Source organism: Mammaliicoccus sp. J-M41, from assembly GCF_022385935.1.
GTDB lineage: Bacteria > Bacillota > Bacilli > Staphylococcales > Staphylococcaceae > Mammaliicoccus > Mammaliicoccus sciuri_A.
In genome coordinates, this window is sequence record NZ_JAJNIR010000004.1 from 1 (window position 1) to 14,974 (window position 14,974).

At 34.3% G+C, this 14,974-nt stretch carries 17 protein-coding genes; all 17 read left to right on the forward strand.

From position 1 onward, the window contains the following. Window positions 1-131: 131 nt before the first annotated feature. A complete protein-coding gene (locus tag LQ686_RS02550; RefSeq protein WP_239724754.1) occupies window positions 132-317 on the forward strand; it encodes a hypothetical protein in 186 nt (61 codons plus the stop codon). Window positions 318-449: 132 nt separating this feature from the next. Beyond that, window positions 450-881 carry a terminase small subunit gene (locus tag LQ686_RS02555; protein WP_037587695.1) on the forward strand — a complete coding sequence of 144 codons (432 nt, stop codon included), beginning with the start codon at window positions 450-452 and terminating at the stop codon, window positions 879-881. Then, window positions 878-2,158, forward strand: a complete 1,281-nt coding sequence (locus LQ686_RS02560) for a PBSX family phage terminase large subunit (RefSeq protein WP_239733126.1) — start codon at window positions 878-880, stop codon at window positions 2,156-2,158. The genes LQ686_RS02555 and LQ686_RS02560 overlap by 4 nt, the downstream gene beginning before the upstream one ends. A 17-nt stretch (window positions 2,159-2,175) precedes the next feature. After that, window positions 2,176-3,792, forward strand: a complete 1,617-nt coding sequence (locus LQ686_RS02565) for a hypothetical protein (protein WP_239733127.1) — start codon at window positions 2,176-2,178, stop codon at window positions 3,790-3,792. Between the two features lie 8 nt (window positions 3,793-3,800). Then, the gene (locus tag LQ686_RS02570; RefSeq protein WP_239733128.1) at window positions 3,801-4,847 is read left to right on the forward strand and encodes a phage minor capsid protein; all 1,047 of its coding nucleotides are present in this window, start codon (window positions 3,801-3,803) and stop codon (window positions 4,845-4,847) included. A 212-nt stretch (window positions 4,848-5,059) separates the two neighbouring features. After that, window positions 5,060-5,668: a phage scaffolding protein gene (locus tag LQ686_RS02575; RefSeq protein ID WP_239733129.1), complete on the forward strand. Its 609-nt coding sequence runs from the start codon at window positions 5,060-5,062 to the stop codon at window positions 5,666-5,668. 3 nt (window positions 5,669-5,671) lie between these two features. Continuing rightward, complete coding sequence (locus LQ686_RS02580) at window positions 5,672-6,043, forward strand: hypothetical protein (protein WP_239733130.1); 372 nt, start codon at window positions 5,672-5,674, stop codon at window positions 6,041-6,043. Window positions 6,044-6,082: 39 nt separating this feature from the next. Further along, the gene (locus LQ686_RS02585) at window positions 6,083-7,120 is read left to right on the forward strand and encodes a major capsid protein (RefSeq protein ID WP_239733131.1); all 1,038 of its coding nucleotides are present in this window, start codon (window positions 6,083-6,085) and stop codon (window positions 7,118-7,120) included. A 36-nt stretch (window positions 7,121-7,156) separates the two neighbouring features. Further along, window positions 7,157-7,339, forward strand: coding sequence for a hypothetical protein (locus LQ686_RS02590; protein ID WP_037587707.1), 183 nt, complete (start codon window positions 7,157-7,159; stop codon window positions 7,337-7,339). Window positions 7,340-7,349: 10 nt separating this feature from the next. Continuing rightward, window positions 7,350-7,703 carry a hypothetical protein gene (locus LQ686_RS02595; protein WP_239733132.1) on the forward strand — a complete coding sequence of 118 codons (354 nt, stop codon included), beginning with the start codon at window positions 7,350-7,352 and terminating at the stop codon, window positions 7,701-7,703. Beyond that, window positions 7,700-8,038, forward strand: a complete 339-nt coding sequence (locus tag LQ686_RS02600) for a hypothetical protein (RefSeq protein WP_239733133.1) — start codon at window positions 7,700-7,702, stop codon at window positions 8,036-8,038. Before LQ686_RS02595 ends, LQ686_RS02600 begins: the two co-directional genes overlap by 4 nt. Further along, window positions 8,039-8,524, forward strand: coding sequence for an HK97 gp10 family phage protein (locus tag LQ686_RS02605; protein ID WP_275584211.1), 486 nt, complete (start codon window positions 8,039-8,041; stop codon window positions 8,522-8,524). Next, window positions 8,525-8,935, forward strand: a complete 411-nt coding sequence (locus LQ686_RS02610; RefSeq protein ID WP_239733135.1) for a minor capsid protein — start codon at window positions 8,525-8,527, stop codon at window positions 8,933-8,935. Between the two features lie 37 nt (window positions 8,936-8,972). Then, a complete protein-coding gene (locus LQ686_RS02615) occupies window positions 8,973-9,572 on the forward strand; it encodes a hypothetical protein (protein WP_239733136.1) in 600 nt (199 codons plus the stop codon). A 69-nt stretch (window positions 9,573-9,641) separates the two neighbouring features. After that, a complete protein-coding gene (locus LQ686_RS02620) occupies window positions 9,642-10,232 on the forward strand; it encodes a hypothetical protein (protein ID WP_239733137.1) in 591 nt (196 codons plus the stop codon). Between the two features lie 89 nt (window positions 10,233-10,321). Then, window positions 10,322-10,570, forward strand: coding sequence for a hypothetical protein (locus LQ686_RS02625; RefSeq protein ID WP_239733138.1), 249 nt, complete (start codon window positions 10,322-10,324; stop codon window positions 10,568-10,570). 33 nt (window positions 10,571-10,603) lie between these two features. Next, window positions 10,604-14,971, forward strand: a complete 4,368-nt coding sequence (locus LQ686_RS02630) for a peptidoglycan DD-metalloendopeptidase family protein (RefSeq protein WP_239733139.1) — start codon at window positions 10,604-10,606, stop codon at window positions 14,969-14,971. The last annotated feature ends 3 nt before the right edge of the window (window positions 14,972-14,974 follow it).

Sequence of the window (14,974 nt, forward strand, 5' to 3'; positions counted from 1 at the left end):
TTGAAATTAAAATTGGCTGGACGAAGTCCAGTACAATACCGAACTCAATCCAGCCAATTAATAGCATAATGGAAACTCTAACTTTGGGGGGTCACTACCAACGTGGGTGTTTTTTATTTGGAGTTGAATATATGAAAGTAATGGTAGTCGCTGACGGAACTTTAAAAGGTATTAGAAAAGTAAATAATGATTGTCACTTGATAGCAATGATTAAGAGATTAAAGAACAATGCTAACGTAAGCAAAGTATTAATTAATTATGATCCAGTTGTTAAAGGCGATAAAGATTACGATATAGAAGTAGAGTTGATTACATGAAGAAGTTTAGATATGTGATTAACTCTATTTTTTATATTCAAGCACATATGCATTTAGTGATTATGAAAGTGTTTAAAGTAAAGGAACTAAAATAAATGAATGAGATTATCGTGAGAGTTGGTGGTAGATGAAATGAAATTAACTAGAAAACAACAGTTGTTTGCAGATGAGTATATCAGAACAGGCAATATATATCAGTCAGCTATTAACGCAGGTTATAGTCCGAAAACAGCAAATGCAATTGGTAGTGAAAACCTAAGAAAACCTAATATTAAATCTTATATTGATGCAAGACTTGAAGAATTGAAAAAAGAAAGTATTGCTGAACAAGATGAGATACTTCAATACCTCACGTCAGTTATGAGAGGTAAAATGACAGATGAAGAATTAATGTTAGTTCCAACAGGTGATTTCATGAGTGAAGTTGAAAGACACGAGAAACGTGCTGATATAGTTGCTAGAACAAAAGCTGCTGAATTATTAGGTAAACGATACGCTATGTGGACTGAAAAGCAAGAGGTGGAACATAGTGGCGCTGTTACGTTTGTAGATGATATAGAATGACAAACATAAAGAAATTATCAGAACTATTGCCTAAGGAATTTCACAAGTCATGGAAAGCAGCTAAAGACCCTAATATATTGCACATTGTAGAAAAAGGTGGACGTGGTAGTGGTAAGTCAACTGATCTAGCAATCATTATTGTTCAACTGATTATGAGATATCCAGTTAACGCAGTTTGTATACGTAAAGTAGATAACACAATAGAATTATCAATATATGAACAATTGAAGTGGGCTATTAGTTATCAAGGTGTTTCACATTTATTTAAAGTAACTAAATCGCCTATGAGGATTACTTATATTCCTAGAGGTAATTATATCGCCTTTAGAGGTGCTAAAGACCCAGAAAGAATTAAATCATTGAAAGATGCTAACTTTCCATTCGCTATTGGTTGGATAGAAGAATTAGCAGAGTTTAAAACAGAAGATGAAGTAAAGACCATCACTAACTCACTATTACGTGGAGAGTTGGACGATGGTCTTTTTTATAAATTCTTTTATAGTTACAACCCACCAAAAAGAAAACAATCATGGGTTAATAAAAAGTATGAATCATCAATTCAACCAGATAATACTTTTGTACATCACAGTACATACAAAGATAACCAACATATTTCAAAACAGTTTGTTGAAGAAGCAGAGGCAACTAAACAAAAAAGTGAAATGAGATATCGTTGGGAGTATTTGGGTGAAGCTATCGGTAGTGGTGTTGTTCCATTCGATAATCTACAAATTGAAACAATACCTGATGAATTATTTAACTCATTTGATAACATTCGAAGTGCAGTCGATTTTGGTTATGCTACCGATCCATTAGCTTTTGTTCGTTGGCATTATGACAAAAAGAAAAATGTTATATATGCAGTTGATGAATACTATGGCCAGAAGATATCTAATAGAGAGTTGGCTAAATGGTTAACACGAAAGAAATATATGTCTGATGAGATATTCGCTGATAGTGCTGAACCTAAAAGTATTGACGAACTTAAAAACGAACACGGAATCAAACGAATTAAAGGTGTGAAGAAAGGTCCAGACAGTGTTGAGTACGGTGAACAATGGCTTGATGATTTAGATGCAATAATCATTGACCCTAAACGTACACCTAACATTGCTAGAGAGTTTGAGAACATCGATTATGAAACAGATAAAGACGGTAACCCTAAACCAAGACTAGAAGATAAAGATAACCACACAATAGATGCTACTAGATATGCCTTTAGTGAAGATATGAAGAAGAAACCTAAGGCAGTCATTTCATCTAGAACGATGTGGTAAGGATAAGGAGGTAGACAATGGCAGAGTTAAAATCATTTACGCAAGAAGAAATCACTGAAATACATGGTGATATGTTTTTATATAGAGACTTATATGACGGTCGTCATTCGAAGTTGTTCGATAGAGCGAAAGCAATGATTGAACAGGGTGAAATTATCGACCGTATTGAATATGGTGATGTTAAAGCACAGAATGTTCAAACGCCATATATTGTAGTGAACATATCTAAAATGATTGTAGATATACCTACACTGTTTATTACGAGGTCAATGGGTAAACTTCAAACGAATTATCCAATCAATGAGATTGAAAATGATGAAGACTTCAACACGGAAGATAATCATATTGAGGGAACACAAGACGATTCGTTAAACGGAGAACTATTTGACTTGCAACAAGAAACCTTAGATCAAATAGAAGTAAATTCAAACTTTAATAAACATCACGGTATGAATATAAAACAATGGCAAATAGACGGTGGCATTGTGGCAGTACCTGAAGTGATTAACGGACAAGTAAAGTTATCGTTTAAAGAACGTAATGTGTATTACGAACTAGAAGACGGTAAGACATATCAACTAAGATATATCGTTGAACGTGGTGATGACAAGTATGTACACGTTCATGAAGAAGTTGAAGGAGAAAACGAATTAACAGGCAGTCATACAGTTTATCATATGGACGACAACGGAGAATTACAAATCGTTGATGATGAAGAAATTATATTTGATATTACTAAACTTGAAAAAGAACAACGTGATTACGTTTTAAAAGGTCGTAAGCGTACACTATTTGTTTACCTACCTTACAGTCCAACTTTCATGAATCGATACGGTAGAAGTGTCCTCATGGGACAAGAAGGCAAGCAAGACGAAGTGAACTGGACAATGACACGTACAGCACAAATCTTCGAGCGTAATGGCAAACCTAGAATATCAGTATCGAAAGAAGTAATGGAACGATTAATAGATGTATCTAGGCAACGGTATGGTGTTGAAGATAAGTTTGATCATCGTGATTTAGAAGTTACAACAATTGATGAAGACGGACAATCATTACAGATTCATCAAATTGATATTTCAAAGATTGGTGACATTACTTATGTAAAAGACGTTATCAAGATGATGTTAATGGAAACACAAACAAGTGAGAAGGCAATTGATTTCTTCACGTCGGAAGGAACTCAAGCACAATCTGGTACAGCAAAGTTTTATGACTTATTCTTATCGATTATGAAAGCTGAACAAATGCGAGATGAATATATAGAGTTCATTCAACAAGGAGTTGAAAATTGTCTGTGGTTACTTAACTTAGATAACAAAGATATCATCATTGAGAGACCAATCGTTGTTCAAAAAGATATGATGCCAGTTACTTCAAAAGAAACTTCAACATTAAACAATCAAAGTTACGCAGCTGGAACACAATCACTTGAACAGACAGTTCGTAATAACAATCCAGATAAGTCAGAAGAATGGATTATGGAAGAAGTTGAAAAGATTGAAGCTGAACGAACATCACAAGATAGCATGTCATTGTTAAGAGGTAACATGACAGGTTTAAACTTCAATGACAACAAAGAAGATGAGGAAGAAACTAACCCAGTTGATGAAGAATTAAAAGAGATTGAGTAGGTGATTGAATGAAGATTGAACAAATAAAGCCTACAGTTGAGTTCCTACAAAATGAAATACTAAAGTTAATCCAAGAAGTTGATTTATTAAGTGCTAGAGATAAACAGGTTATGTTTAGAAACATTGAAAACTTGATTCAACAATTTGGTACTGATGTTTTTGAGTTTATTGAACCCGAACTTGCAAAGGTATATGAATCGGAATTAAACATAGCAACGAAAGAATTAAGCAAGCAAAGTATACCAATATCAAACGAACTCAATTCACAAGTTCATAAAAGTGCGTTAGCAACTATCACAAGTGATACAATGCTAGATTTACAAGCAGCACTTAGACAAGCTTACTTCACAACGGTTTCAACGATTAACCAAACATTATTAGAAGTACAATCAGATATTTCAAGAGGTATCTTATACGGTCAGAATCGTAGGAAGATAATACAACGGGTGTCTGATTCTTTTGTTAAAGGTGGCATGAAATCATTTAGGACAATTGATAATAAGCTATTACCTTTAGACTTCTACACAGAAACAGTCGTAAGAACGAAAATAAGCACTGCTAGAACACACGCTCATGTTAATCATTACTTAGAGACTAGCAATGACTTAGTGTACGTTACAGGCAATTTAAACACATGTGGTGAATGTGCTAAATATCAAGACAGAGTGTTTTCGATAAGTGGTAAAGATACAAGATTCCCACAATTAGATGTTAGAGACGTTATTCCAGTACATCCAAACTGTAAGTGTATGGTTAGACCTTTTGTTGCTGACTTCAAATCAGAAAGTGAAATTAATAAATACATTGCTAAAGGTAAAGACTTTAATCCTAATCTTGACCCTCGTACAAAAAAGCAAAGAGAAAGTTATGAACACGATCAACAATTAAAACGTAAAGCAAGACAAGAAATGAAAACATACAACAGTATTAAAGCAATATTAGGTGATGATGCTCCTAAGACATTAGGCGCTTATCGAAGAATGAAACGTTCTAATAGTACTGGTTATGTAAAGATGAAACAGAAGTTAAGAGTTGTTAGACAAGAAATGAAATAGGAAGTTGATTTAAACCGACAGTCGTGAGATTGCCGGTTATTTTTATGCGTTTATTAAATCATAAGGAAGTGATCTAAACGTATCTCATGGCAGTGGTATTCTGCTTGACCTGTTCGTATGTCACTAAAAGACGATGTCGCATGTACAAGCGTTATTGTACTAATCCAAATCGGTGTCGGACATCGTTATCAAAACGTAAGGAGAGAATAAATATGAATAGAGAAACACTTAAAGCTTTAGAATTATCCGATGAACAAATTGAAAAAGTAATGGCAGAAAACGGTAAGGATATTCAAGACATCAAGTCGCAATTGAGTGATAAAGATACAGAAATTAAATCTTTAGAAACAGAAAAGGAAACCTTATCTAAACAGATTACAACACTTGAAAAGAAAGCAAATGATTATGACAAACTTGAGGGAACTAATAAAGAACTTCAAGAACAAATTAAAGATTTTAAAGTTCAAGTAGCATCTAACGAATTGGATAAGAAAATCTTAAAAGAAGTATCTAAAGATGCGTATGATCCAGACGATGTATTTTTATTTATTGATAAAGACAAGTTTAATCGTGATGAAGAAAGTGGAGACATCACAAACTTTAATGAAGTCATGAATGAATTACGTGAGAATAAAGCCTACTTATTCAATCAAACAAGGCCTTCAAATGATGAGGGTGGTTCAGACGAAGAAGGTACGCCACCACCAAACAACAATTATAAGTCTGGTGGACAAAGTGGCAATGGTAAGCAAAAGGTTGACTATTCAAAGCGTGGTAGAGACTTAGCAAATGAATTATTTGGAAAACAAAAGGAGGAATAAAGAATGAGTTTAAAACCAAAGAAAGTTCAATTCGAAAATGAACAACCAAAATTTTTAAGAGATGCTAAAAATCTTGAGTGGACTGTTGGAAACATCACTTTAGATTCATCTAAATTAACAGAAGGTCAAGTTATCAAAAGTGGAACAGCAGTATTTAAAAACAATGAATCAGATTTATTTGAGTTAGTTCAAGCTTCAACACCTGAAACAATGACTGCGCCAGTGTTAACAGGACATGCAGTTAAAATTGATGATGTTCAAGTTAATGAACAAGTATCAGCGTTACGTAAAGCTTCTGTTTATGAAGAACTATTAACAGGCATAACAAACAATTTCAAAAAAGCTACTCAAGGACGCATTACATTCGACGTGTAATACGTCCTATTTAATTGCAAATAAAAGGAGGAAATATTAATGCCATTAATTACAGAACACGAAAATTTACAAACACCTACATTACAAGCATTTATTGAAAATGCTCCTGCTCAATCTTCAAGACGTTTATCAAATGCTTTTCCTACTGAACAAGTATTTGATATTAACGTAGCGTATAACGTTATTGATTCAACTGGAATCAAAGCAGGTTCTATTATTGGTTTTGATGCTGCTACACCATTACGTAAGAAAGGTGATATCCAACAAGTATTGGCTAAGCTTTCTAAAATCGCTCATGCCTACCACTACACAGAAGAAGAATTGTATCGCTACAAAAACTCACGTAACAGTGCTGAGCAAGATGCTTTAGTTCAAAATGCTTTATTATCAATCGCTGATTTATCTGAAGGTATTGAAGATACTAAAGAGTTAATCAGAGCAAACATGGTTTACCGTGGTGTGTTTGATTATGAAGATCCAAAATCAGAAGTGAAAATTCAATTTGATTTAGATTTACCAGATGAAGCTAAAACAACAACAGGAGACTTCTCTCGTGCAGATGTTAATCCTTTAGAAGTATTAATGAATGAAGTTGAAAAATACAAAGAACGTAACAATGGTCAAGCGCCTGCTTATGTTGTTATGAACTCTAAAACATTAGCGAAAATTAAACGTAATCCTAATGTTGCTACTGACTTATACGGTTCAGAAGCTGGAAACAAAATCGTTCGTCAATCTGATTTAGATACATTATTCACAGACATCGGATTACCTAAAGTTGAAATCGACGATGCTCAAACAATCATTGAAGGTATCACTGGAGATATTGTTAAGAAACATTTAGATGATGATGTAGTCGTATTACATGCTGCAAACTTAGGTAATACATTAAGTGGTCCAGCTGCTGATAACAACTTCACAAACGGTAAGTATGTTGTTTCTGTTGTATCTCAAGATCCAGTTGGAGAGAAAACAATTGTCGGAGAAGTAGCAATGCCTGTATTGAAAAACATCAAAGGTATTTCTATCATCACTGCTAACGAAACATCTGACGAAGAAGAAGTTCCTGAAGGTTAATTTTAACTTTCTAAAATAATTAAGGAGGTTAAATCAATGGCGAAATTTAAAGTGCTTAAACAAGTTGATGGTAAGAAAGAAAACAAACGTTTCGAACCAGGCGAAGAAGTTGAACTAACTGTTAAGCGTGTACAAGAAATTGAAACAAACATTGATAAACAAAAGAAATTTAAAGGAACAGGTCCTTATTTCGAGCGTATTGAAGAACCTAGCGAGTAGGTGATGATATATGTTGGATACTGAAAAAGTAATTGAATACATTGAGAAAATACCTTCTAATCCATTGTTAGAAGGTATGGGACCTCAAGAATTAGAACAAAATATATTTGATTCTTACGAAGACATTCATTCCTTATATCCAAAAATAATAATCTCAGAACGAATGATTGTTAAACAAATGTTGTACAAACTCGAAGGAGAGTCCAATGGTTACGCTATGTTGAAAAGACAAGGTGTAGAAACACAAAAAATTAATGATGCTAGCGTAACAATGTCTGATAATCTACTTGATCCATATGTGCTTTTCCTAATCAACCAACAATTACAAACAAAATCAGTAGGTCATATTGGGAGATTAATATGATTATATACAAAGATAAAGTTAACCTAATTATGCCAACGGTTGATTCAAACGGTAATCAGATAAAAGATGACTACGGTAAAGCATTAACTGAAAAGGTGTTAACTAAAGCGCATGTTAGGTATGGTATTCAAAATATCTATAATGCCAACGGTGAAGAATACACGTCAGTTACTCAAGTTTACATTCCTATATCTGATACTGTTTCAAATATCGATTTAAACGCACGTATTGAGCATATAACACCTAAACATACAAAAGTATTAGGACAAGTAAAAAAGCTTGAATACGGGCAAGATATTACAGGAAAACCACATTTTATTAAGGGTTATATGTAGATGTCAGGACTCAGTTTAAAAATTGAATGGACAGGACTTCGAGAATTACAACAAGAGTTTAAAACAATGAATAAACGTTTCAACCTTATATTGCTTGATGAAATGGATAAAATCGGTCTGAGTTGCGAAGAATATGCTAAAGCACTATCGCCACGTGATAGTGGCGATTTAGAGAATAGTATTCATTCAACACAAGCCACAGTTGAAGGACAGTCGTTTGTCGTCTACGTTGGTACGAATATGGAATATGCAACGTATGTTCATGAGTTAAACAACGTTAGACCAGTAGGAGATAAATACGAACGTGGTGTTAAATATCCAAATTATTATATAAGAGGACGTGGAACAGGTACCCGTCAAAAACCTAATGTTAAAGGATATCAACCAGGTCGTAAATTCCTACAACACGCCGTCATTTTAACCGACCAACATTTCGAGCAAGCAATGGAAAGAGCGTTGACACGTTTATTTGAAGGAGGCAGATAGATGATACAACGCGCTATTAAAATGATGCTACAGGAAAGAATACCTGACTTAGAGTGGACAGTTGATTATCGTACTGCACAATCAGAGTTCGGTGTTGTTTATTACGAAGGTGGTTATCCACCTGATAGAAGTGATATGAAATCACACTTGATGAACTATCAAGTCGAAATTAGGAGTCAAAGCTTTGATAAAGCAGCAAATAGGGCTTTCGATACTTACAAAGCTATTCATGGAATAGAGAATAGAGCATTGGAAGTCCCAATATTAGAAGACGGTCGTTTAATCAGAACAGATAAACACTTTATTCAATACATTTATGCAGAATCACCACCAATTAGGGTGGGTGTAGAGAATGACATTATGATCTACACAATAAATTTTTTAGCACTTATTTTGCCTTATTGCGAATAAGTGCTTTTTTAATACCTAAATTTAAGGAGGAATTATAATGGCAGCAGAAAAAATTAGCTATGAATTTGGTATGGCAGACTATGTTCTTGATGAAGGTCTACCAACTGAGATTAGATTTGACGGGAAGATGTGTGAAGATGGTTCTTTATTACAAGCTGAAGGTGGAGAAGTTCAATTAGAACCAGAACTATCTGATATTACAGTGGCTGACTTTGGTGATACTAACTATGACCAAGTAGTTGTTGGTTGGAATGGTACTGTTACTATTGTAGCTGCTAAATCATCTCTAGATTTAATTAGTAAAACATTAAGTGGAACTGTTTCATTTGATGAAAATGGTAAAGTCGTATCAGTTACAGATGCAGCTATTGGAGCATCACTTAGAGAAGGTGCTAGAACATTAAGAATTCACCCAAGACAAATGGGAGACGATACTTCAGAAGATATCTTCATTCATAAAATCGCTAACTCTAGTGGAATGACAAAATCATTTGCGAATGAACAAGGTAACTACGAAATGGAATTTGCAATGTTCCCTAAAGATTGCGCAGATGCCAATAAACCGAATAACTACTTCTACATCGGACAAGATCCAGATGAACTAGTAGAAGGTACAGAAGAAGTACCAGCAGGATAAGTAGAGTGAGGGATAACCTCACTCTTTTTTATTTGTTTTTTAATTTATATATCAAAGGAGAAATGACAAATGGCACAAGTTGAAATTAAAACATATGAAGGTAATAAGTTAGTAACTGAAAACGTTGAAATCAAAGAAATGAATATTCTTCAAATTAAGAGAGTATCAAGAGAATTAAATAAATTAGTTAAAGATATTAATACAAACGATCACTTAAAGAGTGCAGTAGATACATTCTTTGCGAAACGTAATGAAATCAATGAAGAGAATAGAAGATTTTATGAAGAAGCGCTTGAAAAAGCTAAAAGTGACGATGATAAAGTAAATGTTTTTCAATATGACGGGTCAGAAGCTTTCAAACGAGCTGGCGCTCAATTCTTCAAAGATGTATTAGGTTCTTTTGAAATCGTGTTAGAGAACGCACCAGATTCATTACAAAACTTAATTTCACAAGCATCTAACATCAATGCTGATGTAATTGGTCAACAAAATGTTTATACGTTCTTAGATATTATCGATGCAGTTATTGAAGTGAATGATATTCCTAAATTAATCGAACGATTAAAAAAGTCAAAAGATTCCTTCTCAATGGTGTTGAAAGTACTATTTCCGAAGAAGGAACAAACGAAGGACGAAGTAATGTCAGCGACATCCAACTAGAAGAAGTTGTCATATACAAGTTAAGCAAAGAACTCGGTGGGCGTGATGAAGTATTAAGCACGCCTTTTAGTGAGTTACTAGCTTATTTAATGACACACTTTGAAAACGAAGAACGCAAAGCAGAGAAAGATCAAGCTGATTACTATATGAATTTCATCGCAATGTTAAATAGTAATCCTCAGTCTAAAGACGATATGAAAAATGTTAAGAAGTTCTTAAAAGATATTCAACCTAAAAAGAAAGTTGAAAAATCATCAAGACCTAAAAAGAAATATCAATGGAACGAAAGAGTTCAAAAGAAAATTGAAGCTAGAAAACGTGCTGAACAAAATATGTAAATTAAAAAATAAATAAAAGAAGGGAGGGGTCTTATGGCAACTATTAAGGAGTTGCAAGCCAAATTTACCGCTAATCAAAGTGGTATGGAATCGGCATTTAGTGCTATTGCTAATCGATTAAGTGATATTGAAAAAGCATCTGATCGTGCAGCGAGAAACATCGAAAAGAATATGTCTCGTGGCATGAATAGAGTGTTCAAAACGGGCGAAGGTTTTGAAAAGGTTGGTTCAGTATTCACTAATATATCTAAAAAATCAGAAGAAGTGGGTAGTAATCTTACAAACAAAATTACAAAGCCTGCAATGATAGCTGGTGGTGCTTTAGCAAGTATAACTATTGGTAAAGGTTTTGGGCGTTTAGTTGAGATAGATAATGCTAAAGCTAAATTAGATGGTTTAGGTCATAGTAGTGGAAGTGTACAAAAAATAATGGATAACGCTTTAGAATCAGTTAAAGGGACATCTTTCGGTTTAGGTGAAGCTGCCACGACTGCATCTAGTGCAGTTGCAGCTGGAATTAAGCCTGGTAAAGAATTGACGAGATATTTAAGTTTAACAGGAGATGCAGCAGCAATAGCTGGTACTAGTATGGGTGAAATGGGCTCTATTATAAATAAAGTTCAAACCTCAAATAAAGCATACAATGGAGAACTACAACAACTATCTGAAAGAGGTATACCAATTTATCAATGGATTGCAAAAGAGGCAGGTGTAACTGCTGATGAAGTGTTTAATATGGCAAGTGACGGAGAAATTTCAAGTAAGATGTTCTTAAATGCTATTGAAAATAATATAGGTGGAGCAGCTAAAAAAATGGGTGAAAAATCTTTTACTGCTTCACTTTCCAATATGTGGGCTGCAGTTGGTCGACTGGGTGCTAGTTTCTTAGATGCTGGTGGAAAAGGAGGAGGTTTCTTCAGCAAGATGAAACCTTTAATGAATGATCTAACTAGTGCTATTGACGGAATGGAAGGCACTGCTGCTAAGTGGGGAGAAACACTAGGACAAGTGTTTGATAAAGTTGTTAATGGTGTCAAAGGTATTGTTAATTGGTATAACAGTTTAGATAAAAATACTCAAAAACTGATAGCAAGTATTATGCAATGGAGTACTTTGATACTTGTGGGACTTGGTCCTGTTTTAATGTTATTCAGTAAGTTAACTGGAATAATTGGCGCTATATTTGGACCGTTTGGCAAGTTCTTAAAATTCTTTGCTAAATTTAGTACTGCTGCTAAAAGTTCAGAAGGTGCAATAATCGGTATTACTAAAGTTTTTCCTAAATTAGGTGCAATACTAGGAACGCTAACTGGACCTGTTGGATGGATAACTTTAGGAGTCATAGCACTAGGAACAGCGTTCGTCGTTGCCTATAAGAAATCAGAAACATTCAGAAATATCGTTAATGCTGCGCTTAATGGCGTTAAACAAACATTTATAACGATAGGTAATATTATCAAAGGTTTCTTCCAATTGTTTAAAGGAAATGGTCAAGACGGTGTTATAACACTAAGTAAGATTTTACCACCAAATGTAGTTGTAGGACTGACTAATTTTGCTACAAAAGTTAAAACAACATTCTATCAAGTTGTTAACGCAATAAGTAATTTCGCAAAATCAATTGGATCACAAATTAGTTCATTTTGGGCTAAAAATGGTACTGAAATAATGACTGCTTTACGAAATGTAGGTAGTTTTATTTCTACAACATTCAAATTTATTTGGGGTAACGTGATAAAACCAATCATGACTTTAATTTGGAATTTGATGAAAATTTTATGGCCAGCCATAAGAATGCTAATCGTTTCAGTTTGGAACAATATTAAAGGTGTTATACAGGGTGCTTTAAATATTATACTCGGTGTTATCAAAGTATTCTCTTCTCTTCTCACAGGCAACTGGAGAGGCGTATGGCAAGGTATTGTTCAAATATTAAGAGGCGCAGTGAAGTTAGCGTGGAACCTAGTGCAATTATGGTTTGTTGGCAAAATACTTAAAGTCGTTAAAGTTGGACTAGGTCTGTTGAAGGGTGTCGTTTCTAAAGGTTGGTCGTTCATAAGAAACTTCATAGGTAAAACTGCACAATCAATTTGGAATTCCGTCCGAACTAAATTTACTGGTTTAAATAAATCGGTTCGTGGAATTTTCACAAATTTATCTGATTGGTGTAAGAATTTGTGGACTTCATTGAAAAATAAAATTACTTCATTAGGTCAGTCAATATGGGACAATGTTCGCAATAAGTTTACTGGATTAAGTAAATCTACACGATCAATATTTAGCAATTTATCTAAATATGCCCGTGATTTGTGGACGAAAATGAAAAACTTCATTACTAATTTAGCACAAAATATTTGGACTAACGTACGTAATAAGTTTTCAGGAATGTCTAAAAGTTCTAGAGAAATATTCAGCAGATTGTTTGAAAGTGCTAAAAATATCTTTACGAATATTAAAAAGAGAGTGACAAGTTTAGCACATGGCGCAAGAGATAATGTCGTGAATGGTTTTAAAGCCATGTATGACAAAGGTAAGTCATGGATAGATAAACTTAAAAACTTCTTATCTGACTCAGTGAGTGGCTTTAAATCGATTGCTAAAAAAGTTGGTAATGGTGTTGCTAATGGTGCAATCAAAGGTTTAAACGCAATGATTAAAGGTATTAATACCTTATCGGATAAGATAATGAATAAAAAGCTTATCAAAAATGAAATACCAGAAGTCAAATTATCTACTGGTACTGGTGGAAGTAATGGCGTTAAGACAAACTCTAAAGGTCAATTACAAGAAGATACATTAGCGATGGTTAACGATAAAGGACCAGGTAACGGAAAAGGTCGTAACGGACATCAAGAATTAATCAGAGATAAAGACGGCTCATTATTTGCACCTAAAGGTCGTAACGTAGTACTTCCATTGAGAAAAGGAATGGAAGTAATCAACGGTAAAAATACACAAAGTATGATTGAAAATGGAAATATTGCAGCTTTCCATAGTGGTACAACTGATAAGCCACATAAAAAGCATAAAGCAGAAAAGAGACCAAGTGCAATACAAGTAGGTTTGGCATCTTTAGATTCTGGATATAATGCTTTGAAATCATACGGGTCTAAAAAGTCCGCTGAATTAGTTGCTAAAGGAAGTAAAGTTGCATTAGATGCTTGGGATTATGTTGAAAATCCAAGTAAATTAGTCGATACGGTCATGAATCAATTTGGCGTTAATTTTGATGATATCAAAGCTGTATATGGAGATATTATTAAACACAGTTATAACAAATTGAAAAATAGCTTGAAGAAAAAAGTTATGGAATGGTTTGTAGACGCGTCAGATGGTGGTGGAGGTGGATCGAATCCATTTGCTAATAATCCAGCTTATCACTGGGTTAGAGGGTTCAATCCTCCAAGTCACTATGGATTAGATTACGGTGCTAATACTGGTACTAAAATTCCATCTTCAGTTTCGGGACGTGTAGTTAAAGCCTGGTCATCTCCATACGGTGGTGGTAATGAAGTTCAAGTTGCAAGTGGAGGCATGGGACATATTTTCATGCATATGGATAAAAAATCAGTTCAAGCTGGAGATATAGTAAAACAAGGGCAAAAACTTGGAGAAGTTGGTTCTACAGGTAATAGTTCGGGTCCTCACATTCACTGGCAAGTAAACAAAGGAACTTCTTATGCTAGTAATAATCAAGCGATTGACCCATTAAAATGGGCGAAAGATAATCCATCTAAAGGTGGTGGAGGTGGCATGTTAAGCAATGTCATCACTGCCTTAAAAATCGCTAAACTCCCTGTAACTCAGAAATATATTAACGCTTGGATGAAACAGATTGAAACTGAATCAGGTGGTAATGCTAGAGCAATGGGTGGTAACGATGGACTAGCTGACGGTAACGCAATGGGACTTGTGCAAGTTAAACCTGGTACTTTCAAAGCCAATCAAGGTAAAGGTATGGGTGATATTTGGAATCCAGTACACAACTTAGTGGCAGGGATGAACTATGCAAGTAAAACATATGGAAGCAGTTTACTAGATGTTATTGGTCATGGTCATGGTTATGCAAATGGTGGTATTATCAATTCTCCAGAAATAGCTTGGCTTGCTGAAGGTGGCTTTAGTGAATCTGTAATCAGTCATGATCCTTCAATGAAAGCAAGAAGTAAAGTCATTTGGGATAGAACAGGTGAAATGCTTGGATTCTCTGAAGATGCTGAATTACTTCGTGGAATTATTTCAGCAATCAATGAAGGTAATAGTCTACAACAAATCAATAATAGAGATACTAATAAGATTGCTAATAAAGAATTAAATGTTTATTTAAACGAACGGGAAATAACAAAGTCAGTAAATAGAACTCAAGCATTAAATTCTACTACTACTTTGATGAGAAGGTGATAA

Excerpts from the sequence above, each read along its gene's own strand:
- LQ686_RS02550 (WP_239724754.1), top strand. The coding sequence starts at position 132 with ATGAAAGTAATGGTAGTCGCTGACGGAACTTTAAAAGGTATTAGAAAA.
- LQ686_RS02555 (WP_037587695.1), top strand. The coding sequence starts at position 450 with ATGAAATTAACTAGAAAACAACAGTTGTTTGCAGATGAGTATATCAGA.
- LQ686_RS02560 (WP_239733126.1), top strand. The coding sequence starts at position 878 with ATGACAAACATAAAGAAATTATCAGAACTATTGCCTAAGGAATTTCAC.
- LQ686_RS02565 (WP_239733127.1), top strand. The coding sequence starts at position 2,176 with ATGGCAGAGTTAAAATCATTTACGCAAGAAGAAATCACTGAAATACAT.
- LQ686_RS02570 (WP_239733128.1), top strand. The coding sequence starts at position 3,801 with ATGAAGATTGAACAAATAAAGCCTACAGTTGAGTTCCTACAAAATGAA.
- LQ686_RS02575 (WP_239733129.1), top strand. The coding sequence starts at position 5,060 with ATGAATAGAGAAACACTTAAAGCTTTAGAATTATCCGATGAACAAATT.
- LQ686_RS02580 (WP_239733130.1), top strand. The coding sequence starts at position 5,672 with ATGAGTTTAAAACCAAAGAAAGTTCAATTCGAAAATGAACAACCAAAA.
- LQ686_RS02585 (WP_239733131.1), top strand. The coding sequence starts at position 6,083 with ATGCCATTAATTACAGAACACGAAAATTTACAAACACCTACATTACAA.
- LQ686_RS02590 (WP_037587707.1), top strand. The coding sequence starts at position 7,157 with ATGGCGAAATTTAAAGTGCTTAAACAAGTTGATGGTAAGAAAGAAAAC.
- LQ686_RS02595 (WP_239733132.1), top strand. The coding sequence starts at position 7,350 with ATGTTGGATACTGAAAAAGTAATTGAATACATTGAGAAAATACCTTCT.
- LQ686_RS02600 (WP_239733133.1), top strand. The coding sequence starts at position 7,700 with ATGATTATATACAAAGATAAAGTTAACCTAATTATGCCAACGGTTGAT.
- LQ686_RS02605 (WP_275584211.1), top strand. The coding sequence starts at position 8,039 with ATGTCAGGACTCAGTTTAAAAATTGAATGGACAGGACTTCGAGAATTA.
- LQ686_RS02610 (WP_239733135.1), top strand. The coding sequence starts at position 8,525 with ATGATACAACGCGCTATTAAAATGATGCTACAGGAAAGAATACCTGAC.
- LQ686_RS02615 (WP_239733136.1), top strand. The coding sequence starts at position 8,973 with ATGGCAGCAGAAAAAATTAGCTATGAATTTGGTATGGCAGACTATGTT.
- LQ686_RS02620 (WP_239733137.1), top strand. The coding sequence starts at position 9,642 with ATGGCACAAGTTGAAATTAAAACATATGAAGGTAATAAGTTAGTAACT.
- LQ686_RS02625 (WP_239733138.1), top strand. The coding sequence starts at position 10,322 with ATGACACACTTTGAAAACGAAGAACGCAAAGCAGAGAAAGATCAAGCT.
- LQ686_RS02630 (WP_239733139.1), top strand. The coding sequence starts at position 10,604 with ATGGCAACTATTAAGGAGTTGCAAGCCAAATTTACCGCTAATCAAAGT.